This is a genomic window from Frankia sp. BMG5.23 (genome assembly GCF_000685765.2).
GTDB lineage: Bacteria > Actinomycetota > Actinomycetes > Frankiales > Frankiaceae > Frankia > Frankia casuarinae.
The window spans coordinates 1-23,163 of record NZ_JDWE01000054.1; the positions used below are offsets into that span (position 1 = coordinate 1).

Sequence of the window (23,163 nt, forward strand, 5' to 3'; positions counted from 1 at the left end):
TCGGTGACATCATCGGTGACAGACAGAACAGACACACCACCCAGGACACATCACCAGCGTCCTCGGTATCAGGAACTACACCCGACGTATCACGAAGAGCCCACAACCCCCCACCAGCANCCCGCGGACACTCCGCCCGACTCCCGCCACAGCCACGACACCGCCACACGGCGGAACCAGCCCCTCCACGCCATCGCCGAATACTTACTCTTGTTCTTCCGTTGATTTATGGCGGTTACCTCGGGTTTTGTGGCACCAGATCTACAACATATGCGCTACTACGGAAAGTATTCATGAGGGTGCTGTTCCTTGGCTGGGATGCGCCGTTTACGATTGGCCTCATCACTCCTAGTCCCAGTACCGCCCAGGTGTGTATCGGTTACCTGGGTGGAGCACCTGTCGAATCGTTCCGGCTGCGAGGTCGGAGACGGTTGGGTTCACGGACGGGCACCTGACGGTGCCCGGTCGACTCGCCTGGTGAGGCACGGGTCGAGTCCGGTGGAGCGCTGAGCGGTTGCCGTGCGAGCGGTCCGCTCGGAGGGGACGCCCCATCGTGGGTCGTGGTCCGGCCATGCTCCGCCGTCGCGCGCCGGGTGATCCGACGGGAGCATGTCACGCCAACACCGAAAGGCAGCGCGCGAGCATGGCCTCGATCATCCGCGGCCGACCCGCCCCTCCGGTCGGCCAGCCGATTCCCTCAGCCCATCGACGACCCCGCAGCGGCCGGATCCACACCCAGCGCCGGGTCCGGACCGGAGCCCGGATCGGCCTGATAGCCGTGTTCGTGGTGGGTCTCCTCCAGGCGGTCACCCCGCTGGCCCGCGCCGCGGGAAAGTCACCGTCGCCGACTCCGGCCGTGTCGCCATCCGCGACGAGCGGATCCAGCCGGGCGGGGGGCGACGCGGGCAGTGGCCGCGCGCAGGGCGTTCCACTCACCACGCTGAGCCCGCAGGCGCGCAGCCGGATCACCCTCGTCCTTTTCGACCAGGACATCGTGCTCGTCGGTGGCCGCAGTTTTACCGCGGGTGATGATGTCACCGTCGTGGCGGAGACGGCCAAGCTGGGCGGCAGCGCGCTCACCCGGGCGGACGCCGACGGCCGTTTCATCCTCGGCTTCCGGGTGCCGGCGGACTTCGCGGGAACCGTCAACGTCAAGGCCACCCAGGGCACGGCCACGGCGACCGACGCTCTTGATGTGACCGGACCGGAGGCGGCCGCCCGGGCGTTCCAGGCCGCTCCGGCTCTTCCCGATGAACCGGTGGTGAAGACGGCGCCCTCGACATCGCCGTCTCCCAGGCAGCAGGACACGTCCGCGGGCACCTCGCCGAGCCCGGCCGTCTCGCCCGCGCCGTCCCCGTCCGCCGCCGGTTCGGCGTCCGCGTCGCCGTCCCCCGCGCCGTCCGCGAGCGCCAGCTCGACCGCCCCCACCAGGAGAACCGCAACGCCGACCGCAACGCCGACCGCGACCCCGTCCGGGTCGAGACCGACCCCCGGTACGGGATCGACGGGCACCGGCGCCGGTGGGACGAGGTCGGGCCTGCCGTGGCTGTCGGGGTTCCAGTCGCATCAGCTCGCGCAGCTCGTCGAGTTCGGTGACTGGCGCGGCCGGCCGAACGACATCGTCCACGTCTACACGAGCCGCGACCAGGGTTGGGGCGGGCTGGTGGAGCCGGCCTGGCCGGTGGATCTCTTCAAGGGTTTCCAGGGCAAGCTGCTGATCAGCCAGCCGACATTCCCCAAGGGCCAGGGCGACAACGCCGCCTGTGCCCGAGGCGAGTACGACTCCGAATGGAAGAAGCTCGGCAGCTTCCTCGTGGCGCACGGCCGGGCGGACTCCATCATCCGGATCGGCTGGGAGTTCAACGGAACGTTCATGTACTGGCATACGGACGCCGACCCGACGGTGTTCCGGGACTGTTTCCGGAAAATCGCGACCGCCATCCGGTCCACCGACTCCGAAGTCAAGATCGACTGGACCTTCAACGCGCACGCCTCCCCGGTACCCAGCGGCAACAGTCCCTGGGGCGCCTACCCCGGCGACGAGTACGTGGACTATGTCGGCATCGACGCCTACGACCACTTCCCCCCGTCGAAGGACGAGGCGACGTGGAACAAGCAGTGCGAGGACGTCAACGGCCTGTGCTACGTGATCAGGTTCGCCCGGGAACACGGGAAGAAGGTCGGCGTCGGGGAATGGGGGGTGGCCTCCTGCAGCGGTGACGGCGGTGGCGACAATCCCTTCTACATCCAGAAGATGTTCGACACCTTCAAGGCGGCCAGCGACGTGATGGGATACGACGCCTACTTCAGCGACCCCACTCCCGGAAACGTCTGCTCGACCATCACGAACGGCGGTCAGAACCCGAAGGCGGCCGCCATGTACAAGAAGCTCTTCGGATCCGGCGCCAGTTAGTCGCATTAGTGGGGGTCGATCGAGGGTCGGCCGGGAGTGGTGGGCCGCGGGCGACACAGCCTTCCGCGGCCCACCACCCGTTCCCGGGTCATCCGTTCCCGGACCACCCGTTCCCGATCAGGCCGGCGGGCGCCGCCCGCTGCCGCCCGCTGCCGGCTGGTGGCTGGCCGCTCGCGGACGCTGCGCCGCAGATCGGCGCCCCGTAGATGGCGCCGAGATGGCCGCCGTGTGTCGGCTGGCTGTCAGTTCCCGCGGGCTGTCGTCGGATGCCTTTCGCCAGGTACCGTCACCGAGAGGCAACGTTTCACGATCTTGCCGGCTTCGGTCGGCGCGCACCGTTTCGGGATGCTCGTCGAACGACGCCCCTGCCTTCGACGAGGAGAACGCTGCTTGCGCCACTTCGCCTTTCTAGGCCCCGAGACGGTTGACGCGCTGTTCCTCCGGCCGCCGGAGGACATCACCGTGAATGATGATCGTCATCTGCTGGCCACCGCGCTCGGCGCGACCCTCTACGCCCCGGGGACGCGCCCCCGGTTGGCATCGGACGTGTGCAGACAGACCGCGGCGGGGGTGACCTCGATGGTTCTCTGTCTGGAGGACTCCATCGCCGACACCGAGGTGGCCGCAGCCGAGGCCAACGTCGTCGCCGCGTTGCGCGCGCTCGCGGCGGAGCCCCCCTGGGCCGCGGGCGCGATGCCGCTGCTGTTCGTCCGGGTCCGCGCGGTCGGGCAGATCCCGGATCTTGTCGACCGGCTCGGGCCGGCCGGAGTCGGGTGTCTCGCCGGGTTCGTGCTGCCCAAGTTCGCCGAGGAGGGTGGCGAGGCGGCGATGGAGGCGGTGCTGCGGGCCTCCGAGACGGTTGGTCGTCCGCTGTGGACTATGCCGGTGCTGGAGAGCCCGCAGGTCATCAACCGGGAGACCCGGGTGGAGGCGTTGTCGGCGGTCCGGCGGCTGGTCGACAAGCACGCCGACCAGGTGCTGGCGATCCGGCTCGGTGCGACGGACCTGTGCGGGCTGTTCGGGCTGCGCCGTGACCGCGACCTGACGATCTACGACATCGCCGTCGTCCGGGACTGCATCGCCGACATCGTGAACATCTGCGCGCGGGGCGGTGACCACGTCGTGACCGGACCGGTGTGGGAGTACTTCGCCCAGCCGGAACGGCTCTTCGTCAGCTCGCTGCGGGTGACCCCGTTCGCGCAGGCGGACCGCGTCGACGGCGGGGAGGAAGCGATCCGGATGCGCAGCGAACTGGTCTCCGCGGACCTCGACCGGCTGATCCGGGAGGTTGTTCTGGACAAGGCCAACGGCCTGATCGGCAAGACGGTGATCCACCCCAGCCACGTGCCCGCCGTGCACGCGCTGCACGTCGTCACCCAGGAGGAGTACACCGATGCCGAGACCGTCCTTGACGGGGATGCCGGCGGGGTACGGCCGAGCAGCTACGCGAACAAGATGAACGAGCTGCGTCCGCACCGGGCCTGGGCCGAGGTGGTGATCCGCCGGGCGCGCGCGTTCGGTGTCCTGCGCGAGGGCGACACCTTCGTCGAGGTGCTGGCGGCGACGCACGGTCGTTTCGACCAGTGGAATGCCCGATGACGGCGACGGCGGGGACGGACGCCCCCACCGGCGCGCCCATCCCTCACCCGCCCGCGCCCGCGCCCGCCCGCGGCCCAGCGGCCGCCCCCGCGGGGATGTGGCTGTGGACCGAGCTGGGCCTTGATGTCCAGGTCACCGCGGACGTGGCGGGCCAGGGGTTGCACGCCCTGGTGGGACTCGCCCTGCGCCGCAACCCACGCCGGGCGCACCTGTTGGTCAGCCGGGTGCTCGGCAAGCATCTGCCGGTGGCACCGGCCGAGGCGCTCGCGGCCGGGGCCGGGGTTGCCGCGCTGGTCCGGGCACTGCCCGGCTTCGAGGAGGCCGGAAAGCGGGTTGCGGACCCGCGGGTTGCGGACCCGCCGGTGCAGGGTTCGTCGGCCGAGCAGCCCGGGGGCCCGCGGACCGGCCCGATCGTGATCGGTTACTGCGAGACCGCGACGGCCTTGGGGCACGCGGTCGCCGACGGTCTCCCGGCGAGCCACTACCTGCACACCACCCGGCGGCCGCTGCCCGGTGTCACGCCGATCCTCGAGTTCGTGGAGTCCCATTCCCACGCGACCCACCACTGGCTGATGCCCGAGGACCGCGAGATCCTGCGGTGCGGCGCGCCGATCGTGCTCGTCGACGACGAGCTGTCGACCGGGCGTACCGCCCTCGGCACGATCCGGATCCTGCAGGCCCACGCCCCGCGCGAGCACTACGTGGTTGCCACGCTGCTCGACGCCCGTCCGCCCGCGGCCCGGGCCGCGTTCGCCGATCTCGCCGGCGAGCTCGGGGTCCGGCTGGATGTCGTCGCCCCGCTCACGGCCACCGTCACCGTGCCGGCCGAGATCGCGGACCGGGCCGCGCGGATCCGCGCCCGGTTCGCCGGGGGCGCGGGCGGTCGGGACGCGGCGCGGGCGACGGGGGCGCTGGTGGCCCACCCGGTCCGCCGGCTGGTGGCCGACTGGCCGTCCGACCTGCCTGACGGTGGCCGTCATCGCTGGTCGCCGACCGACCGCCACCGCCTCGACGAGGTCGTGCCGCCGGTCGCCGCGACGGTACTGGCCGCGCTGACCCGGCCCGCGGGTCGCACGCTCGTGCTCGGGACGGAGGAACTGATGTACACGCCGATGCGGATAGCGGACGCGCTGGCCCGGACGAGTCCGGGTGAGATCCGCTACCAGTCCACGACGCGTTCGCCGGTCCACCCCGTCGACGTCGACGGCTACGCCATCCGCGCCGCCCTCACCTTTCCCGCGCCGGACGACCCGGGCCGGGCCAGCCACGTCTACAACGTCCGGCCCGGGATGTACGACGACATCGTGGTGGTCGTCGACTCTGTCCGGGTCGTCGACTCTGTCCCGGACGTCGCCCCGGGGGCGGACCGGAGCTCTCCCCGTGCGGATACCGGCCTCCACGGCATGCTTACTCAGCTACGCCGATGCGCTCCGGTCACGGTGCTGACACTGCCCTCCTACCAGCCCTCCTACCGGCCGTCCCCTCGACCGACCGGTGCGCCGCCCGCCGCCGGACCGCTCACCGGTGCGCCCGGGGATGCCCGGTGAGCGGGATCGGCGCGGTGGATCCCGCGCTCACCGGCACCGTCGGCTCGGGTTCATACGATCCGGCGGACGTGACCTTCCTGCTGACCGACCTCAGCGCGGTCGCCCTGGAGCGGCCCACCGAGGACCGTGAGGAGGCCATGCAGGCCGGCCGGCACTACTCCGAGGACCTGCCGGTCGAGTACCAACCCGACGCCGGTTACCTGGAGCTCTACCACCGGGCGCTGGACCGGTCGGCCCGCCGGGTCGCGCTCGCCACCGGCCTCGTGGCGGAGCTCGTACGGGTCACCAAGCCCGAGCCGGTCCTGGCCTCGATCGCCCGGGCCGGTACCCCGGTGGGGATCCTGATGCGGCGCTGGTACGGCTGGCGCCACGGGCTCGACACCCCGCACTACGCGATCTCGGTGATCAAGGATCGCGGCGTGGACCTGAACGCGATCCGCTACCTCACCTCCCGGCACGACCGGAAGGTGATCCAGTTCGTCGACGGCTGGACCGGCAAGGGGGTGATGACCCGGGTGCTGACCGACGCGGTGGCCCGGCTCGGGCTGGACGACACCCTCGCCGTGCTGGCCGACCCGGCTCGGTGCGTGCCGCTCTACGGGACCCGCGACGACTTCCTCATCCCGAGCGCCTGCTTGAACTCGACGGTGAGCGGGCTGGTCAGCCGGACCGTCCTCAACGCCGAGCACATCGGTCCTGATGACTTCCACGGTGCGAAGTACTACGCCGAACTCGCGGCGCACGATCTGTCCCGGCACTTCGTCGAGACGGTGGCGGCCCACTTCCCCGAGGTGGCCGACGAGGTCGCCGAGACCTGGCCGCGGCTGTGGGCCGCCGACCGCAGTCCGACCTGGGCGGGCTGGGCGGCGGTGGAGCGCATCGCGGCCGCGTTCGACATCCCCGACGTGGTCATGGTGAAGCCGGGGGTGGGGGAGACGACCCGGGTCCTGCTGCGCCGGGTGCCCTGGCGCATCCTCGTCGCCCCCGACCGGCTCGACGAGCTGACGCACGTGCTGGCCCTGGCCGCCGACCGCGACGTCGAGGTCCAGGAGCTGGCGGACCTGCCATTCTCCTGTGTGGGGCTGGTCCGCCCGGTCGGCGCGGCACCGGTCTTCCACACCCCGAACGCGCGCTGGCGCCCGGACGTCCTGTGACGGCCGACTCGTCCCCCGTGACGGCCGGTCCGTCCGCCGCGTCCGGGCCGCGTCATCTGCTGGCCTGCGACCTGGACAAGACGCTGATCTTTTCCCGGCACTCGCTGCTGCTGGCCGACGACCGGCCCGCACCGGAGCTCGTCGAGGTCGAACGCCTCGACGGAGCGCCGATCTCGTTCGCGACGGCGCGGTCGCTGGCCCTGCTCGCCGAGTTGCACGACCTCGCCGTCCTCGTCCCGGTCACCACCCGCACCCTCGCCCAGTACGCGCGGGTCGAGCTCGGGGTCCGGCCGCGCTACGCGATCGCGGCCAACGGCGGGCACCTGCTGGTCGACGGGGTTCCCGATCCGGCCTGGGCGGCGGACGTGGCTGCCGAGGCCGCCGCCGCCTGCGCCCCCCTGGCGGAGATGGTGGCGCTCGCCGAGCGGTCCGCCGCCGGCGGCTGGGCCCGGCTCGTGCGGGTCGCCGACGGGTTGTTCGTCTACCTCGTCGCCCACGACCGCGCTGGCATTCCCGACCTGACCGGGGAGGCCGAGACGGCGCGGGCCGCGGGCTGGGCGATGTCGGTGCAGGGGCGGAAGGTGTACTTCGTCCCATCGGTCCTGACCAAGCAGCGCGCGGTGGTCGAGGTCGCCCGCCGTGCCGGTACCGCCCGGCTGCTGGCCGCGGGGGACTCTGTGCTCGACGTCCCGATGCTCGCGGCGGCCGACCACGCCATCCGTCCGGCCCACGGTGAGCTGCACGAGCTGGGCTGGTCGGGCCCGAATGTCACCGTCACCGCCGCGGCCGGGGTGCTCGCGGGCGAACAGGTGCTGGCGGCGTTCGTCGCGCGGGTCCGGGCCGAGATCGCCGCCGGGAGTCGCTGAACCTCCTCGCGCGACTTCCGGGCCCGGTCAGACCGGGCCTTGGCGGCGCTCCTCCGGCGTGCCCGGCGGCGGCAGCGGATCGGAACCGGGGCCCATCCCAGGCGTCCAGACGTCCCGGTAGTGGGGGCAGCGGTCAGGGACCGCCTGGAGGTTGAGATTCGGGAGGCCGTCCCGGTCCCGATTGCCCTTCCGGGCGTTCGCGCGGGCCTGTGCCTGGGCGCGCCGGCACTTCGGACACTCCAGAATGATCACGTCTGGCCCCTCGGGGGTGTTGTCCTGGGCTGACGGCTCATCACGGCTCATCACTCACCTTTTCTGCTTCCCGGTGCCGTCGCAGCTGGTGCACTTGTCCTTACCTTGACCGTCGAACATGCCGTCCGCGTCGAGTTCAGCGGTCGGGCGGCCGGCCCGCCCGGAGCCGCCGCACGTCGGGCAGGTGAGTGGGCCTTGGTTGACCATGTCGTCCGGGTCGGCGGTGTTTTTTGTCCCGCCGCGCTTCGTCCCGGAACGCCCGGTGCTTGATCCGCCGGACGTGTTACCCCGTTTATCCCGGTGCTTAGGTCTTTGCACCACGCCGCCTCCTGTTGCTCTCCGTCTCCCATCGATCCCTACCCGCATCAACGGTAGCGGCGGAACACCCACGTCGGTACCAGGACCGCCGGAACTGTAACCGTGCGTCCGGCGTAGCACACCAGGCTCGGGAAGGTCAGACGGCGGCGTTATCCGCAACGTGCGGGGGTGCGGTGCTGAGAGCTCGGCGCAACTTGACTACCTCGGCAGGCGCGCCCGGCCCGGACGGAAGTGCCACAGATAGCCGACGCACCCTGCCGACGACCGATGCGGATGGCCACGCCGCGTTCGCGTCGAGCGCGGCGAGTCCTCCCGCTGCCGCTGCCGCCGGATCGTCTACTTGGGCGTGCGCCCCCGCGAACAGGGCATTCGCGCGAGCCTGGTGAGAGAGAGTCGGTAGGCCCGACAGGGCTTCGGTGACGCGAGGCTGAACTTCGGAGGAATCGCCAAGTTCAGCCAGGGCCATAGCCGCCCAGATCAGTTCCTCGCTCTCCTCCCAGGCCGCGGCGGCGGGATAGGGCGGCAGGGTTGTCCGGCTCGTTTGCATCACCGTCAGGGCTGACCGGGCTTCACGTCAGGGCTGACCGGGCTTCATCTGCCTGGTTGAGTGCGACGTGGGCCACAGCCTTGTACGCGGCCAGTCGAGGCCGGACGTAGGGGGGGTCCACGCCACCCCTGCGCCCTAGCAGCCGTCCCCGTCCGCGCAGCCGTCCCCCTTCTTTTGACGTCATCCCCGGCCTGTTCCACGGCCACCGTGTTTCCCGTGCTCCGGAGAAGGGGATCGGTTAGCGTCGCCAAGGTGTCCGACACCGTGAAGACCACCGTCTCACCGGACATAGCGGCATCCCCGGGCGTACCGGCGCCGACCGCCTCCGGGCTCGCGCCGGGGTGCGCGGTGCCACTGGGCGTGACCTGGGACGGGTCCGGGGTGAACATCGCCGTCGTCGCCCCCGGGGCCGAGGCGGTCGACTTCTGCCTGTTCGATGCCGATGGCCGCGAGACACGCCATCGACTTCCGGAGCGTGACGGCGGGGTGTGGCACGGCTATCTGGCTGGCGTCCGCCCCGGTCAGCGTTACGGCCTGCGGGCACACGGTCCCTATGACCCGGAGCGGGGCCAGCGGTACAACCCGGCGAAGCTGCTGGTCGACCCCTACACCCGATCGGTAGCCGGGACGCTGCGCACGGACCCGGCGATCTACGGGTTCGGTGGCGGCGACCCCTACGGCTTCGAACCGGACCCGCGGGACTCCGCACCTTTCGTGCCCCGCTGCGTCGTGACCGGGCCCGGGCGGGCGCAGCGGGGCTCCGCCGGGACCAGGGAGTCCGGATTCGGGGACCCCGGGATCGGGGACCCCGGATCCGGGAGTGGCGGTTTGACGGGTCACGGCGTACACCCGGCGGACAACCGGCCCACCATCCCCTGGTCGGACACGATCATCTACGAGGCGCACGTACGCGGGCTCACGAAACGTCACCCGGACCTGCCGCCACGGTTACGCGGGACATACGCCGGGCTCGGCCACCCGAGCGTCCTGGCGCACCTGCGCCGGCTCGGCGTCACCGCGATCGAACTGCTGCCGGTGCACACCTCGGTCTCCGAACCGGCCCTGCTCGAGCGCGGAAAAATCAACTACTGGGCTTACAACACCCTGGCCTTCTTCGCCCCTCATGCCGGGTACGCGGCCACTGACGATCCGATCGGCGAATTCCAGGCGATGGTCGCAGCCCTGCACGCCGTCGGCATTGAGGTGATACTCGACGTCGTCTACAACCACAGCGCCGAGGGCAGCGAGCGGGGCCCGACGCTGTCCCTGCGTGGTCTGGACAACACGACCTATTACCGGGTAGAGCCGATGGATCCCCGGCGCTACCGTGACGTGACCGGCTGCGGCAACACCCTCAACACGTCCTCACCGCACGTCGTGCGGCTGATCTGCGACTCGCTGCGGTACTGGGTGACGGAGATGGGCGTCGACGGGTTCCGGTTCGATCTCGCCACCGCGCTCGCCCGCAATCCCGACGCCTTCGACCCCGCGGCAAGCCTGCTGACCGCCATCCACGCCGACCCGATCCTCGCCACGGTGAAGCTGATCGCCGAGCCGTGGGACGTCGGCTGGGGCGGATACCAGGTGGGGGGGTTCCCGGCACCCTGGGCGGAGTGGAACGGGCGGTTCCGTGACACCGTGCGCGACGTGTGGAACAGGTACACCAGCGGCGTCGCCGATCTGGGCTATCGGGTGTCCGGCTCGTCGGACCTGTTCGAGCACGGCGGCCGACGCCCCTGGGCATCGATCAACTTCGTCACCGCCCACGACGGCTTTCCCCTGGCCGATCTGGTCTCCTACAACGAGAAGCACAACGAGGACAACGGCGAGGGCAACCGGGACGGCGAGGCGGACAACCGCTCGGCGAACCACGGGATGGAGGGTGCGACCGACGACCCGGCGATCCTGGCCATCCGCCGCCGGGTGCGCCGGGGACTGATCACGACGCTGCTGCTGTCCACGGGCGTCCCGATGCTGCTCGCCGGCGACGAGTTCGGTCGCTCGCAGGGCGGCAACAACAACGCCTACTGCCAGGACAACGCGGTGTCCTGGCTCGACTGGCCGACCGACCTCGTGGGACCGGAGGACGTCACCGGACCGGAAGGCGTCACCGGACCGGAGGACGTCGCGGAGCCGGACCACGCCTACCCCGACCCGGCCGGCCCCGACCCGGCGCTGTGTCGGCTGGTGGGCGGGTTGGCGGCACTGCGTTCCGCCGAACCCGTGCTGCGCCGCGGGCGGTTCTTCCACGGCGGCCAGTCGGCACCCGGGCGACTCGCGGACATCACCTGGTTCCGTGCGGACGGGGCGGTGATGTCGGTGGCGGACTGGAACGCCCCGCAGGTCGAGACGCTCGTGGCCCATGTCGCCGGCAGCCCCGTCGCCGGCAGCCCCGTCGATGAGGATCCTGCCGGCGGGCGGGGAACGCACGATCTACCGGCCCACGGCGCTGGCCTGGTGTACGTGTTCCACCCGGATCGCGGCGACACCGTCGTCACCCTGCCCGGTGCTCCCTGGGCGGCCCGCCACGACCTGCTGCTCAATACCGCCGACGACGATCTTGCCGGATTCCCGGCGACCGTCGCGGTACCGGGAACCAGCTACGTCGGCGGCGAGTCCCTGACCGTGCTGGGCCACAGCGTGCTCGTCCTACGAGCCCATCCCCCCGGCACGGCGGCTTCCCCGCGGTGTGGGGACCCCTAAGGATTGGTGACCAGGCCCAGTTCGGCGATGCTCGCGGTGAGTGCGTGCCGGGGCAGCACCCGCACCGTGTAACCGAAGGGTCCGGTGCGCCCGAGCGGGATGGTGCCCTCGTAGCGGTAACCGCCCTCCCCTTCGCCAACCGGCTGCAGGAACAGCGTCGAAGGATCCAGGATCCGGTCGGTCTGGTCGATCCGGCCGTAGGAGGCGAGGACGTCGATGTCCCCGAGTGCCAGCTCACCGAGGTCGACCGTGGCCCGCACCACCAGCGACTGGCCCACCTGAGGGGTGTCACCGAGACCAGCGGAGTCGACGTTGAGCACGCGGACCCCGGGCCACGCGGCATGCACCCGGCTCTTCCAGGCGGCCAGGTCCCGGGCTCCGGCGAAGCCGTTGGCGGCGGCGGCCCGGGCCGAGACACCGGCCGGCACGTAGTAGCGCTCGACGTACTCCTGGACCATGCGGCTGGCCAGGACCTGAGGACCGAGGGCCGACAGGGTGTGCTTGACCATCGCGGCCCAGCGCCGCGGGATGCCGTCGCCGGGCTCCGAGTCGTAGAAGCGGGGGGCGACAGTGTTCTCCAACAGGTCGTACAGGGCGGCGGACTCGATGTCGTCGCGCCGGTCGGGGTCCTCGACCCCGTCCGCGGTCGGGATCGCCCAGCCGTTCTGGCCGTCGAACATCTCGTCCCACCAGCCGTCCCGGATGGACAGGTTCAGGCAGCCGTTCAGCGCGGCCTTCATCCCCGACGTGCCGCACGCCTCCAGCGGACGCAGCGGGTTGTTCAGCCAAACGTCCGATCCGGAGTACAGGAAGCGCGCCATCCCGATGTCGTAGTCGGGGAGAAAGACGATGCGCGACCGCACGGCCGGGTCGTCGGAGAACTGGACAATCTGCTGGACGAGTTGCTTGCCGCCGTCGTCGGCGGGGTGCGCCTTGCCGGCGATGACCATCTGGATCGGCCGCTGCGGGTGCAGCAGCAGCCGGCGCAGCCGGTCACGGTCCCGCAGCATGAGGGTCAGCCGCTTGTAGGACGGCACACGCCGGGCGAAACCGATCGTGAGGATGTCCGGGTCGAAAACCGACTCCACCCACTCCAGCTCACCGGGTGCCGCGCCGCGCTCGAGCCAGGAGGCCCGCAGCCGGCGGCGGACCTCGGTGACGAGGCGCTCCCGCAGTTGCCGCCGGGCGGCCCACACGACCTCGTCGGGCAACGTGGAGATCTTCTCGAATCCGGCCGCGTCGTCGGAAAGCAGGCCCGGGTCGGGCTCGCGGTCAGCAAGCTCGATAATGGGCCGGGACACCCAGGTCGGGGCGTGCACCCCGTTGGTCACCGAGCCGATCGGGACCTCGGCGGTGTCGAAGCCGGGCCACAGCCCCGCGAACATCTCCCGGCTGACGATGCCGTGCAGCTTGCTGACGCCGTTCGAACGCTGTGCGAGCCGTAGGCCCATGTGGGCCATGTTGAAGACGTTGGGGTCGGCCTCCACCCCGAGCTGCAGGATCCGCTCGACCGGCACGCCGGGCCAGCCGTTGTCCCCGCCGAAATGGCGGGCGACCAGGCTGCGAGGGAACCGGTCGATGCCGGCGGGGACAGGGGTGTGGGTGGTGAACAGTGTGCCGGCGCGGGCGGCCTGGAGCGCCTCGTCGAAGCTGAGCCCGTTCTCGACGAGTTCCCGGATCCGCTCCAGGCCGAGGAAGCCCGCGTGCCCCTCGTTGGTGTGGTACACCTCGGGCTCCGGAGTCCCGGTCACCGCGGCGTAGGCGCGCAGCGCGCGGACACCCCCGATGCCCAGCAGCATCTCCTGGAGCAGCCGGTGGTCGGTTCCGCCGCCGTAGAGCCGGTCGGTCACCCCCCGCTCGGCCGGCTGGTTGTCCTCGACGTCCGAGTCGAGCAGCAGCAGCGGGACCCGTCCGACCTGCGCCTTCCAGATCTGCGCGTGCAGCGTGCGACCCTCGGGCAGCCCGACGGCCACCTTCACCGGCATCCCCGCCGTATCGGTCAGCTGGGTCAGGGGGAGCCCGTGCGGATCGATGCCCGGGTACCGTTCCTGCTGCCAGCCGTCCCGGGACAGCGACTGCACGAAGTACCCGGCCCGGTAGAGCAGGCCGACGCCGATGATCGGCACGCCGAGGTCGCTCGCGGTCTTGAGATGGTCCCCGGCGAGGATGCCGAGGCCGCCGGAGTACTGCGGCAGCACCTCGGTGATACCGAACTCCGGGGAGAAGTAGGCGATCGCCGACGGGGCGCCCTCGGCCTTCCGCTGCTGATACCACAGATCGGCCGTCAGGTACTCCTGGAGGTCGTCCGCGACGTCGGTGAGTCGGCGCACGAACCGGCGGTCGGCGGCCAGCGCGAGCAGCCGGTTATGATCCACCTCGCCGAGCAGGCGGACCGGGTCTCCCTTCGTCGCCCGCCAGAGCTCCGGATCAACAGACTCGAACAGGTCCAGCGTCTCGGGATGCCAGGACCAGCGAAGATTCAGGACTAGTTCCCCCAGTGGAGCAAGCTGCCCGGGGAGCTGCGCACGGACGGTGAACCGTCGGAGGGCTCTCACGAAGACGTGAGCCTAGACAGTGCCGGCGACGTCGACACACCCGGGTGCGGCCAGCTGGTCCCGGCCGGGAAACAACTGTCATGTCGACCCGATGACAGCCAGAATTGTCCGGAATCGGGGACCGGAACCGCCCTTACTCGTTGTCTCGGGCGGTGCCCACCTTGGCCGTGAGCGCGGCCATCACCGCGGGGTCGCGCAAGGTCGTGACGTCGCCGAGTTCCCGGCCTTCGGCAATGTCACGCAGCAACCGGCGCATGATCTTGCCGGACCGGGTCTTCGGCAGGTCGTCGGCCCAGATGATCCGCCGCGGCCGGGCGAGCTTGCCGATCCGCCTGGCCACGTGCTCGCGCAGCTCGGCCTCGGTGGCCTCGTCGCCCGAGCGGTCACCGGCGAGCGTCACGAACGCGACGATCGCCTGGCCGGTCTGCTCGTCGTACTGTGCGACCACCGCCGCCTCGGCGACGGCCTCATGGGCGACGATCGCCGACTCCACCTCCGCGGTGGACAGCCGGTGCCCGGACACGTTGATGACGTCGTCGATCCGCCCGATGATCCAGAAGTAGCCGTCGGCGTCGAGGCGTGCGGCGTCGCCGACGACGTAGGTTGACGGGCCGAAGCGGGAGAAGTACGTCTTGACGAATCGCTCGTCGTCCTTGTAAAGGGTGCGCAGCATGGACGGCCACGGCTTGGTGATCACCAGGATTCCGGTGCCCTCAGTGACCGGCTCGCCGTCCTCCGAGAGCAGCGCCGGGCTGATACCGGGCAGCGGCAGGGTCGCCGAACCCGGTTTGGTCGACGTGACGCCGGCCAGCGGCGAGATGAGCGCGGAGCCGGTCTCGGTCTGCCACCACGTGTCGACGATCGGGCAGCGACCACCGCCGATGACCACGTGGTACCACAACCACGCCTTCGGGTTGATCGGTTCCCCGACCGTGCCGAGTACCCGCAGCGAGGACAGGTCGTGCCGACCGGGATACCGCGCGCCCCACTTGATGCACGTACGGATCGCCGTCGGCGCCGTGTAGAACACGGTGACCTTGTACTCCTCGATGAGCCGCCACCAGATGTCGTAGTCGGGGTAGTCCGGCGCCCCCTCGTACATCACGCTGGTCACGCCGTTCGATAGCGGGCCGTAGACGATGTAGGAGTGCCCAGTGATCCAGCCGACGTCCGCGGAACACCAGTAGACGTCGGTGTCCGGGTCGATGTCGAAGACCGCCCGGTGAGTGTAGGTGGCGCCGAGCAGGTAACCCGCGGTCGTGTGCAGGATCCCCTTCGGCTTCGCGGTCGACCCGGAGCTGTAGAGGATGAACAGGGGATGCTCCGCGGACAGCGGTTCCGGCGGGCAGTCGGGCGCCGCCGTGGCCAGCAGCTCGTGGTACCAGACGTCCCGGCCCGCGGTCATCGGCGCCCCGGTACCGCCCGGCCCGGACACGACCACAATGTGCCCCAGCGCCGGGAGGTCACCGAGCTCCGCGTCGACGGCGGCCTTCACCGGCGCCGTCCGTCCCTTGCGCCGCGCGCCGTCCACGGTGATCAGCACCTTGGCGTCGGAGACCTCCATCCGCTCCCGGACCGCGGACGGCGCGAAACCGCCGAAGACCACGTTGTGGACCGCGCCGATCCGGGCGCAGGCCAGCATCGCGACGGCCACCTCGGGAATCATCGGCAGGAAGATCCCGACCACGTCGCCGGCGCGCACGCCGAGCGAACGCAGCCCGTTCGCCAGCCGCTGGGTGTCGGCGAGCAGGTCCGCATAGGTGACGGTGCGCCGCTCCCCCTCCTCCCCGTGCCAGTGGAAGGCCACCCGCTCGCCGCGCCCGGCCGCCACGTGCCGGTCCAGGCAGTTCTCCGACAGGTTCAGCATCCCGTCCGCGAACCAGGTGTAGAAGGGCGGGTTCGAGTCGTCGAGTACCTGCGTGAACGGCGTGTGCCAGGTCAGCAGCTCCTCGGCCTTGCGAGCCCAGAACGCGTTCGGGTCCGCCTCGGCGGCGGCCCGGTCGGCGTCCATCGGCAGGCGCCGGGTGAAGGCTGCCGATGGGTCGAAACGCTCCACCGACAGCAGACTCTCCAGGGTCGCCTCGAGATCGGCGACGTTCTCGAGACCGGTCGAGACGCTGACACCTGTGTCGGTCACGGCTCCTCCTGGGTCGGCTCGGGACGAACAGCACGGTCACACGCTGCCCCCCCGGTCTACCACGAAGGCCCGTCAACTCTCAGGAGTTGCGCGGCAGGTTCCGGCGGTCGGCAGGTTCCGGGCGTGAGAGGGGACCGGCCGGCGGCCGACCGTTGGCAATGTCCGCTATTTCCTGCTATGGGCTAGTGCGCCGGGTGGAACCGAGCGATCCCCGAACCCGATCTGGAGATGATTGATGAAGATCAGCGGGTGTCGGCCTATCGTGGCGACCGACATCTACAGCGACATCGAAACCATCCTCAAAGCCGGCACCGTCGACGATCTCGGCGGGTCGGACGGGGTGGGGAACGCCGGGGCGCCGGACGCCTCGCCGGTCATCGAGGGCCTGAAGCGGGAGGAACGCGGATGAGTGTGGTGCGGCTCGAGGTTGACGGCGGGATCGGCACCATCCGGTTAGACCGGCCGCCGATGAACGCGCTGGACTCCACGGTCGCCGCGGAGCTGCGGACCGCCGCGGTCGAGGCGACCCGGCGGTCGGACGTCCGCGCGGTGGTGCTCTATGGCGGGGAAAAGGTGTTCGCCGCCGGGGCCGACATCCGGCAGATGGCGCCGATGGGTTACGCCGAGGTATCCACCTGGGTGGGCGATCTGAACTCCACCTTCGAGGTCGTGGCCCGGATCCCGAAGCCCGTGGTCGCCGCGGTGACGGGCTATGCCCTGGGCGGCGGGTTGGAGCTTGCCCTGTGCGCGGACGTGCGGGTCTTGGCCGAGGACGCCCGGGTCGGCCAGCCCGAGATCCTGCTCGGAGTGATCCCCGGCGCGGGGGGCACCCAGCGGCTGCCGCGCCTGATCGGCCCGTCCCGCGCCAAGGACCTCATCTTCAGCGGCCGGCAGGTCCGGGCGGCCGAGGCAGCGGAGATCGGTCTGGCCGACGCCGTCGTTCCCGCGGGTGAGGTGTACGTGCAGGCGAAGCGGATCGCGGGCCGGTACACGAACGGCCCGGCGATGGCGCTCGCGGCGGCGAAGCAGGCGGTTGACGACGGCGCGGAGATCGCGTTGGCCGAGGCGCTACGTCTGGAGGCGGCGCTGTTCGCCGGGCTGTTCGCCACCGAGGACCGGCGGATCGGAATGGAGTCCTTCCTCGAGAGCGGGCCCGGCAAGGCCGACTTCATCGGCCGCTGACGGAGACCCCGTGCGGTGTCTGTGGTAGGGGTCCCCGGATTGCGCCGAAGGCGCGCGATGGTTGTCCCAGGAGGATCGCCGGAGGCGATTCGACGGAGACCCCGTGCGGTGTCTGTGGTAGGGGTCCCCGGATTGCGCCGAAGGCGCCATCCGGGGGTTACCGCATGGCCAGGTCGGCGATGACCGGCCGATGGTCACTGCCGAAGTCGCCGCCGACCTCGAAACCCGTCACCGCGAACGCGGGTGAGGCCAGCACGTGGTCGATGCGCAGCACGGGCGGCAGGATCAGGCTCTTGGAGTTCCAGGTCGGTTGCCATCCGCCGCCGACGACGTCGTGCGCGTCGCGTACCCCCGAGTTCACCAGCCGACGGAACGGCCGGTGGTCCCGGGTGGCATTGAAGTCGCCGGCCATGACGACCGGCAGCGTGGCGTGCTCGAGCTGCGCGCGCAGCGTGTCGAGCTGGGTCCGCCAGCGGTCGGTGTAGGCGCTGGTCGTCGGTGAGATCGTGTGCACCGCGTACACGACGAAGCGTCGACGCTCATCCACCTCCACGGTGGCCCGCAATGACATTGCTCCGCCGACGATCGGGGCCGCGGCGTCGTGCAGCGGGAAGCGGGAGAACACGGCGGCGCCGAACGCACCCGGCTCCGGGTGCACCTCGCGGTACCGGTAGCTCGCCAGCGCTCCGGACGAGGTGACCCGCGCCAGGGTGAGCGGGGAGAGCTCCACGAGGACGAGCACGTCCGGGTTCGCGGCGCGGATCTGCGCGCCCAGCCGGTCGGCGTGGTCGTTGTAGTAGAGCAGGTTCGCCGACATCACCCGCAGGCGCGCGGCACCCTGCGGGGCCTCCTCGGCGCCGCCGGGGAAAACCTCGGGCAGGGTCCAGAACAGATGGATGGCGATCAGGGCCATGGAGATGATCATCAGCAGGTTGCGACGGAGCGCGAAGGCCACCGCCACGGTGGCGTAGGCCGGGAGGTAGAGCAGTTCGGTCCCGGCGTTGATCGCGGAGTAGGGCCAGCCCACCGCATCGTCGAGATGGGCCAACCGGCCGAGGGCGATCCCCCCGAGTCCGGCCGCCGCGACCCACGCGACGATCACGACCAGGGGGCGGACCGGGAAGGTCGGGTGCGGCCGGGGCTCCGGGGCGGCGACCGGGATGTCCTTGTGCCGGGAGGTGGGGTCGGTATCCGGCACGGCGGAACCGGACTCCTGCGCGGAACTCACTTCACCAGAGTGCCCGGCTGACAGGGCCGTCCGGGAGGCGGGTGCTCCCGGACGGCCCGTTCGGTGGTGAGAGGTCGGTAACGGTGGGGCCGATGGCCGTAGCTTGCCGGGGCCGGGAGCCGTCGGCGCCCGTGCGGCGGCTATCGGTGACTGGTCAGGTGGCGGCTGTGGCGCAGGCCGCGGCGCCGACCAGCGGGCGCGCCCGTTCGTGCCATTCGCGGACCGCCACCGTCGGGTGCGTGTCGAGCTCACGGTCCAGCTCCCGCAGCTTCTCGGTGACCCGAGAGGACGACAGCTGCCCGGCGACGGCGACGGCTCGGTAGCCCGCCTCCAGGGCGGCCTCCAGGTCCGGAGTCGGTCGGCGCAGGTAGGCCAAGGCGAGGTCGGCCTCGGCGTAGCTGCGGGTTCGGGCGCGCGCCGCGCCCTGCAGGCTCCGGGCCTCGAGCAGTTTCGTCTCGGCCGGTCGGGCGCGGCCCAGCAGTAACAGGCAGTGACCATGGCACTCGGCGACGTCGCCGGCGTTGTAGTGGCCGGCCCAGGACGGTCCGTCGTCCCCGTCGCTGCGCGCGATCGCCCGGTCCATCTTGTCCAGGGCCTCCATGCAACCGGCCTCGTCACGGTTGCGTGCCAGTGCCCAGGCATGCTTGTCGTGCAGCATGGCCTGCACGGCATACGAGGAGTGCCGCACCGCGCGGCCGAGGGCCGCCCGGGCCAGGGCGAGGCTCTGCCGGGGATGGCCCAGCCGGGCGGCCTGGTCGCTCATCGCGGACAGCACCCGGCCGGCGAGCATGGCGTCGTCGGCGTGCTCGGCGAGGCTGAGGGCCTGGATGTAGTAGCGCTGCGCGAGGGCCTGCCGGTTGCTGTCCTGGGCGAGCCACCCGCTGAACTGGGTCAGCTCGGCCAGCGCACTGAACAGGTCGGGGCTCGGCCGCCCCTCCCGGGCGGCCCGGGTCCGGTCGTGCAGAAAGGCGACGACCTGAGGCCGGATCTCGTCGCCGCCGAACTTTGCGTCCAGCCGGCGGAAGGTCTCGGTCATATCCCGGATCACGGCGCCGGCGGAGGCTCCCGTTGATTCCGGCCTGGCGACCCGGTCAACCACTCCGGTGAGGCTGGAGAGGACCGGATCGGCGAAGGCCGATGCGATAAAGGCCGTTCCGTCGTGCAACAGGTCGCGTCGCCGCATGTCTCGTCCCGATAGTCCGGCAAGGGTGCTTAGGGTCTCGGTGGGTGCGTTCGAGCTCGACAGCCCGAGGTCGTCGCGTTCATAGGACTCCCCGCGCCAGCCCAGATCCACCGGCCGGACCGGGTATCCCAGGGCCGCGGATATCTCGGCCGCCGCAAGTTCGGCGACCATCGGGTCACGCGGCCGCATCCCGCGACGCCAGTGACCGACGGTGGTCCTGGCCAGGCCCAGCTCGATCCGGCGCTGATGGCGGGCGCGGGCGTTCACCTGCCGGGCGAACCGGGTGTCGGATACCCCGGCCTCCCGCAGCAGACGCTCGAACTGGGTCGTGGGAGAGGGATCTCCGGACGACGTATTCGACATGTGTCCCCCGTCGAGGTAAAGATGGCTTAAATCCATAATGTCGGTGCCTTGCGCACCTCTTGGGCAGAAAGTAGCCGAGAAGTCACGTTGCAAGGAAGAGGGTGTGCATAACCCGGCCGGAATGCACGACCAGTCGGGGCCGATGCCTCTAGCGGATCCCCGGATGGTCGGTAAAAGAACGTGCGGAATATCTCAATCATTACGGAAAGTGGCGGATCCATTTTCTGCACATACATCTGCATGGCGTGTCTCCGCGCGCCCCGAGAGCGCTGGAGGGCCGGAGATGGGCGCGGACGGACTAGGCTCCATAACGGAGCGTAGTTGCCGCCCGGTTTCGGCCCGGCTGTCCAGGTCAGGGGCGTACTGCGGTCCGCGTCACGTCGTCGATCATTGAGCGCGTGAGCGCCCCAGATGCGACGATGTCAAGGGACTGACATCGGATGTTGGCTACGGAGGCCCCAACGCGTGAACATCGTCGTTACCGTCAAGCAGGTTCCTGACACCTGGGCGGAGAAGAAGCTCGACGCCGCGGACAAGACCGTCGACCGTAAGAGTGTCGACAGCGTCATGAACGAGATGGACGAGTACGGGGTCGAAGAGGCCCTGAAGATCAAGGAAGCGCACGGGGGCGAGGTCACCGTCGTCACGATGGGACCGGCCAAGGCGGCCGAGACGATCCGCAAGGCCCTGTCGATGGGCGCGGACAAGGCCGTGCACCTGACGGACGACTTGCTGCACGGGTCGGACGCGCTGGCGACGTCCGCCGCGCTGGCGAAGGTGATCTCCACGCTGTCACCCGACATCGTCATCACCTCCAGCGAGGCTTCCGATGCCCGTGGCGGCGTCATCGGTGCCCTGTTGGCGGAGCGGCTGGCCCTTCCCCAGCTCACCCAGGCCCGCAAGGTCACGGTGGATCCGGCCGCGGGTAAGGTCACGATCGAGCGTCTCGCCGACAACGGCTACGCCCTGGTCGAGGCAAGCCTGCCGGCCGTGGTCGCCGTGGTCGAGAAGATCAACCAGCCGCGTTACCCTTCGTTCAAGGGCATCATGGCGGCCAAGAAGAAGCCGCTGACGACGTTGTCCGCCGCGGACGCGGGTCTGGACGCCGGTGCGGTCGGGCTGGCCGGCGCCACGTCGACGGTCGTTGCCTCGGAGCCCGCGCCGCCGCGGTCGAGTGGCACGATCGTCAAGGACGAGGGCGACGGCGGCACGAAGGTCGCGGAGTTCCTCGCGGCGCAGAAGCTTATCTGAGGGGTTTTGTCCGATGGCTGAAGTTCTCGTGCTCGTCGAGCACGCCGATGGTGAACCCAAGAAGGTCACCGCGGAACTGCTGACGCTCGCCCGTTCGCTCGGCGAGGCCGCCGCGGTGTTCCTCGGAGCGCCGGGCACCTATGCGAAGGCCAAGGAGTACCTCGCGCAGTATGGCGCCGCCAGGGTCTACGTCGTCGAGTCGGAGGACGTCGTCGGCTACGTGGGCGCGCCGGCGGCCGAGGTGCTGGCCAAGCTGGTCGCGGACGCGTCGCCGGCCGCCGTTCTGGTCGCCGCCACCGCGGACTCGCGGGAGATCGCGGCCCGCGTCGCCGCGAAGACCGACTCGGGCCTGATCTGGGACGCTGTCGCGCTGACCCCCGACCTGGTCGCCACCCAGGGTATCTTCGGCGGCTCGACGATCGTCACGTCGAAGGTCGTCAAGGGTGTTCCGGTGGTCGTCGTCCGGCCGAACTCGACGGCGCCCGAGGCCGCCCCGGTGACGCCGTCCGAGCAGACGGTGGACATCGCGATCTCCGACGCCGCGAAGGGAGCCAAGATCGTCGACCGCGTCGTCGAGGCGAAGTCCGGCCGCCCGGACCTCACCGAGGCCCAGGTCGTCGTCTCCGGTGGTCGCGGTCTGGGCGCCGCCGAGCACTTCACCCTGGTGGAGAAGCTGGCCGACACCCTCGGCGCCGCGGTCGGCGCGTCGCGTGCCGCTACCGACGCCGGGTGGTACCCGCACCAGAACCAGGTCGGGCAGACCGGCAAGACGGTGTCCCCGCAGCTCTACATCGCGGTCGGCATCTCCGGCGCGATCCAGCACCGGGCCGGGATGCAGACGTCCAAGACGATCGTCGCGATCAACAAGGACCCGGAAGCGCCGATCTTCGAGTTCGCGGACTACGGGCTGGTCGGCGATCTGTTCAACGTCGTCCCGCAGCTCATCGAGGCGATCGAGAAGCGCAGGGCCGGCTGATCGATCCCGCGGACCGGCCACGGCCGGGCGTCCATCCGTCTCGGCGAGGGTGGCGCCCGGCCGTCGTTTAGGATCCACGCCCGTGCGTCACCTCCGCGGGTCCTCGCGCACCCGGAGCACCACCAGCGTGAGGTCGTCGTGGTCGATCTCGCCCGCGTCCTTGAGCTGGTGGGCGAGCCCCTCCAGGTTCGGCTTGCGTAGGTCGGGAAGTCGCCGCCAAACCTCCGGATCAGTCCACGGCAGGGTGTAGAGCCACTTGCTGATCGCGTCGCTGCCGAGCAGGAAGACCTCCCCCGCCTCGGCGAAGCCCCGCCGCACCCGCACCGGCCAGCCCTCCCCGGTCGGCGCGAGCCGACGGGCCCGCCCGAGGTCGCTGGGCACCAGGTCGGGGGTGCTCGTGAAGGCTGCCGATGCGGAGTACGGGAAGAACTCGGGTTGCGCGCCCGCCAGGATGGCCTTCGGCGAGGGCACCCGGACCAGGCAGGAGTCGCCGACCGCGATCGCCTCCCACTCCAGCCGGCCGTCGTGTTCGTTCTCCTCGCTCCTGAACTGCAGCCCAAGAAACGTGGCGAACGCCGCTTCCGTCGCACCGACGCCCTGGAACCGCCAGTCGTCGGGATCGACCGTCGGCGGGCTCAGGTTCCAGATCCTGATCGTCTCGCGGAACCATTCGTAGATGCCCTCGGCCGAGGCCCCGATCGGCGGCGGCGCGTTGACGTATCGCGTGACCAGCAGGTTTGCCCACCGCCGCACGTCGACCCCCTCCGACGCGCCATCCGCGACGGCCGCCCGCCGGCGCGCCGTGCTCACCATCGTCGCGTCTTCGGAGGCATAGCCGCTGTTTTTCGGCAGCCACACCTGCACACGGCCCGTGACCCGCACTCCCGCA

16 protein-coding genes are annotated in these 23,163 nt (G+C 70.6%); 10 read left to right on the forward strand and 6 right to left on the reverse strand.

Going from position 1 to position 23,163, the window contains the following annotated elements; genetic code table 11:
- Nucleotides 1–643: 643 nt before the first annotated feature.
- The 5 genes from BMG523DRAFT_RS18165 to BMG523DRAFT_RS18185 all read left to right on the forward strand — a co-directional run bounded on the left by BMG523DRAFT_RS18165 (nt 644) and on the right by BMG523DRAFT_RS18185 (nt 7,579).
- The gene (locus tag BMG523DRAFT_RS18165; protein ID WP_023841103.1) at nt 644–2,413 is read left to right on the forward strand and encodes a glycoside hydrolase family 26 protein; all 1,770 of its coding nucleotides are present in this window, start codon (nt 644–646) and stop codon (nt 2,411–2,413) included.
- Nucleotides 2,414–2,803: 390 nt separating this feature from the next.
- The gene (locus BMG523DRAFT_RS18170; RefSeq protein WP_023841104.1) at nt 2,804–4,012 is read left to right on the forward strand and encodes an HpcH/HpaI aldolase/citrate lyase family protein; all 1,209 of its coding nucleotides are present in this window, start codon (nt 2,804–2,806) and stop codon (nt 4,010–4,012) included.
- The gene (locus BMG523DRAFT_RS18175) at nt 4,009–5,559 is read left to right on the forward strand and encodes a phosphoribosyltransferase family protein (protein ID WP_023841105.1); all 1,551 of its coding nucleotides are present in this window, start codon (nt 4,009–4,011) and stop codon (nt 5,557–5,559) included. The genes BMG523DRAFT_RS18170 and BMG523DRAFT_RS18175 overlap by 4 nt, the downstream gene beginning before the upstream one ends.
- The gene (locus BMG523DRAFT_RS18180) at nt 5,556–6,713 is read left to right on the forward strand and encodes a cysteine protease StiP family protein (RefSeq protein ID WP_011438044.1); all 1,158 of its coding nucleotides are present in this window, start codon (nt 5,556–5,558) and stop codon (nt 6,711–6,713) included. Before BMG523DRAFT_RS18175 ends, BMG523DRAFT_RS18180 begins: the two co-directional genes overlap by 4 nt.
- A gap of 17 nt (nt 6,714–6,730) precedes the next feature.
- The gene (locus BMG523DRAFT_RS18185) at nt 6,731–7,579 is read left to right on the forward strand and encodes a sucrose-6-phosphate hydrolase (RefSeq protein WP_035732864.1); all 849 of its coding nucleotides are present in this window, start codon (nt 6,731–6,733) and stop codon (nt 7,577–7,579) included.
- Between the two features lie 27 nt (nt 7,580–7,606).
- Here the strand turns inward: BMG523DRAFT_RS18185 and BMG523DRAFT_RS18190 are convergent, their stop codons facing one another.
- Complete coding sequence (locus BMG523DRAFT_RS18190; protein WP_023841106.1) at nt 7,607–7,882, reverse strand: hypothetical protein; 276 nt, start codon at nt 7,880–7,882, stop codon at nt 7,607–7,609.
- Between the two features lie 1,162 nt (nt 7,883–9,044).
- On the opposite strand from BMG523DRAFT_RS18190, the gene glgX reads away from it, so the two are divergent.
- On the forward strand, nt 9,045–11,399 hold the full coding sequence (gene glgX / locus BMG523DRAFT_RS18195) for a glycogen debranching protein GlgX (RefSeq protein WP_235463221.1): 2,355 nt from the start codon (nt 9,045–9,047) through the stop codon (nt 11,397–11,399).
- Here the strand turns inward: glgX and glgP are convergent.
- Together glgP and acs are read right to left on the reverse strand one after the other, a co-directional pair.
- On the reverse strand, nt 11,396–13,954 hold the full coding sequence (gene glgP, locus BMG523DRAFT_RS18200; RefSeq protein WP_023841109.1) for an alpha-glucan family phosphorylase: 2,559 nt from the start codon (nt 13,952–13,954) through the stop codon (nt 11,396–11,398). The genes glgX and glgP overlap by 4 nt on opposite strands.
- Nucleotides 13,955–14,087: 133 nt before the next feature.
- Nucleotides 14,088–16,091, reverse strand: coding sequence for an acetate--CoA ligase (acs, locus tag BMG523DRAFT_RS18205; RefSeq protein WP_011438039.1), 2,004 nt, complete (start codon nt 16,089–16,091; stop codon nt 14,088–14,090).
- Nucleotides 16,092–16,353: 262 nt separating this feature from the next.
- Here acs and BMG523DRAFT_RS25430 point away from each other — a divergent pair, with 262 nt between their 5' ends.
- Both BMG523DRAFT_RS25430 and BMG523DRAFT_RS18210 read left to right on the forward strand, forming a co-directional pair.
- Nucleotides 16,354–16,500 carry a hypothetical protein gene (locus tag BMG523DRAFT_RS25430; RefSeq protein ID WP_157858550.1) on the forward strand — a complete coding sequence of 49 codons (147 nt, stop codon included), beginning with the start codon at nt 16,354–16,356 and terminating at the stop codon, nt 16,498–16,500.
- Nucleotides 16,497–17,273 (forward strand): enoyl-CoA hydratase/isomerase family protein, encoded by a 777-nt coding sequence (locus BMG523DRAFT_RS18210; protein WP_011438038.1) that lies wholly within the window; start codon nt 16,497–16,499, stop codon nt 17,271–17,273. The genes BMG523DRAFT_RS25430 and BMG523DRAFT_RS18210 overlap by 4 nt, the downstream gene beginning before the upstream one ends.
- Before the next feature lie 157 nt (nt 17,274–17,430).
- Here the strand turns inward: BMG523DRAFT_RS18210 and BMG523DRAFT_RS18215 are convergent, their stop codons facing one another.
- Both BMG523DRAFT_RS18215 and BMG523DRAFT_RS18220 read right to left on the reverse strand, forming a co-directional pair.
- Nucleotides 17,431–18,471, reverse strand: a complete 1,041-nt coding sequence (locus tag BMG523DRAFT_RS18215; protein ID WP_023841111.1) for an endonuclease/exonuclease/phosphatase family protein — start codon at nt 18,469–18,471, stop codon at nt 17,431–17,433.
- 184 nt (nt 18,472–18,655) lie between these two features.
- The gene (locus BMG523DRAFT_RS18220; RefSeq protein ID WP_043591740.1) at nt 18,656–20,047 is read right to left on the reverse strand and encodes a hypothetical protein; all 1,392 of its coding nucleotides are present in this window, start codon (nt 20,045–20,047) and stop codon (nt 18,656–18,658) included.
- 465 nt (nt 20,048–20,512) lie between these two features.
- Between BMG523DRAFT_RS18220 and BMG523DRAFT_RS18225 the strand changes: the two genes are divergently transcribed.
- A complete protein-coding gene (locus BMG523DRAFT_RS18225; protein ID WP_011438035.1) occupies nt 20,513–21,298 on the forward strand; it encodes an electron transfer flavoprotein subunit beta/FixA family protein in 786 nt (261 codons plus the stop codon).
- A 13-nt stretch (nt 21,299–21,311) separates the two neighbouring features.
- Complete coding sequence (locus BMG523DRAFT_RS18230) at nt 21,312–22,274, forward strand: electron transfer flavoprotein subunit alpha/FixB family protein (RefSeq protein WP_011438034.1); 963 nt, start codon at nt 21,312–21,314, stop codon at nt 22,272–22,274.
- 87 nt (nt 22,275–22,361) lie between these two features.
- Here BMG523DRAFT_RS18230 and BMG523DRAFT_RS18235 read toward each other — a convergent pair whose 3' ends face one another.
- Entirely contained in the window at nt 22,362–23,156 is a 795-nt protein-coding gene (locus tag BMG523DRAFT_RS18235) for a hypothetical protein (protein ID WP_023841113.1), read from the reverse strand.
- Nucleotides 23,157–23,163: the final 7 nt, after the last annotated feature.

Excerpts from the sequence above, each read along its gene's own strand:
- BMG523DRAFT_RS18165 (WP_023841103.1), top strand. The coding sequence starts at position 644 with ATGGCCTCGATCATCCGCGGCCGACCCGCCCCTCCGGTCGGCCAGCCG.
- BMG523DRAFT_RS18175 (WP_023841105.1), top strand. The coding sequence starts at position 4,009 with ATGACGGCGACGGCGGGGACGGACGCCCCCACCGGCGCGCCCATCCCT.
- BMG523DRAFT_RS18190 (WP_023841106.1), bottom strand. The coding sequence starts at position 7,882 with ATGAGCCGTGATGAGCCGTCAGCCCAGGACAACACCCCCGAGGGGCCA.
- BMG523DRAFT_RS18210 (WP_011438038.1), top strand. The coding sequence starts at position 16,497 with ATGAGTGTGGTGCGGCTCGAGGTTGACGGCGGGATCGGCACCATCCGG.
- BMG523DRAFT_RS18220 (WP_043591740.1), bottom strand. The coding sequence starts at position 20,047 with ATGTCGAATACGTCGTCCGGAGATCCCTCTCCCACGACCCAGTTCGAG.
- BMG523DRAFT_RS18230 (WP_011438034.1), top strand. The coding sequence starts at position 21,312 with ATGGCTGAAGTTCTCGTGCTCGTCGAGCACGCCGATGGTGAACCCAAG.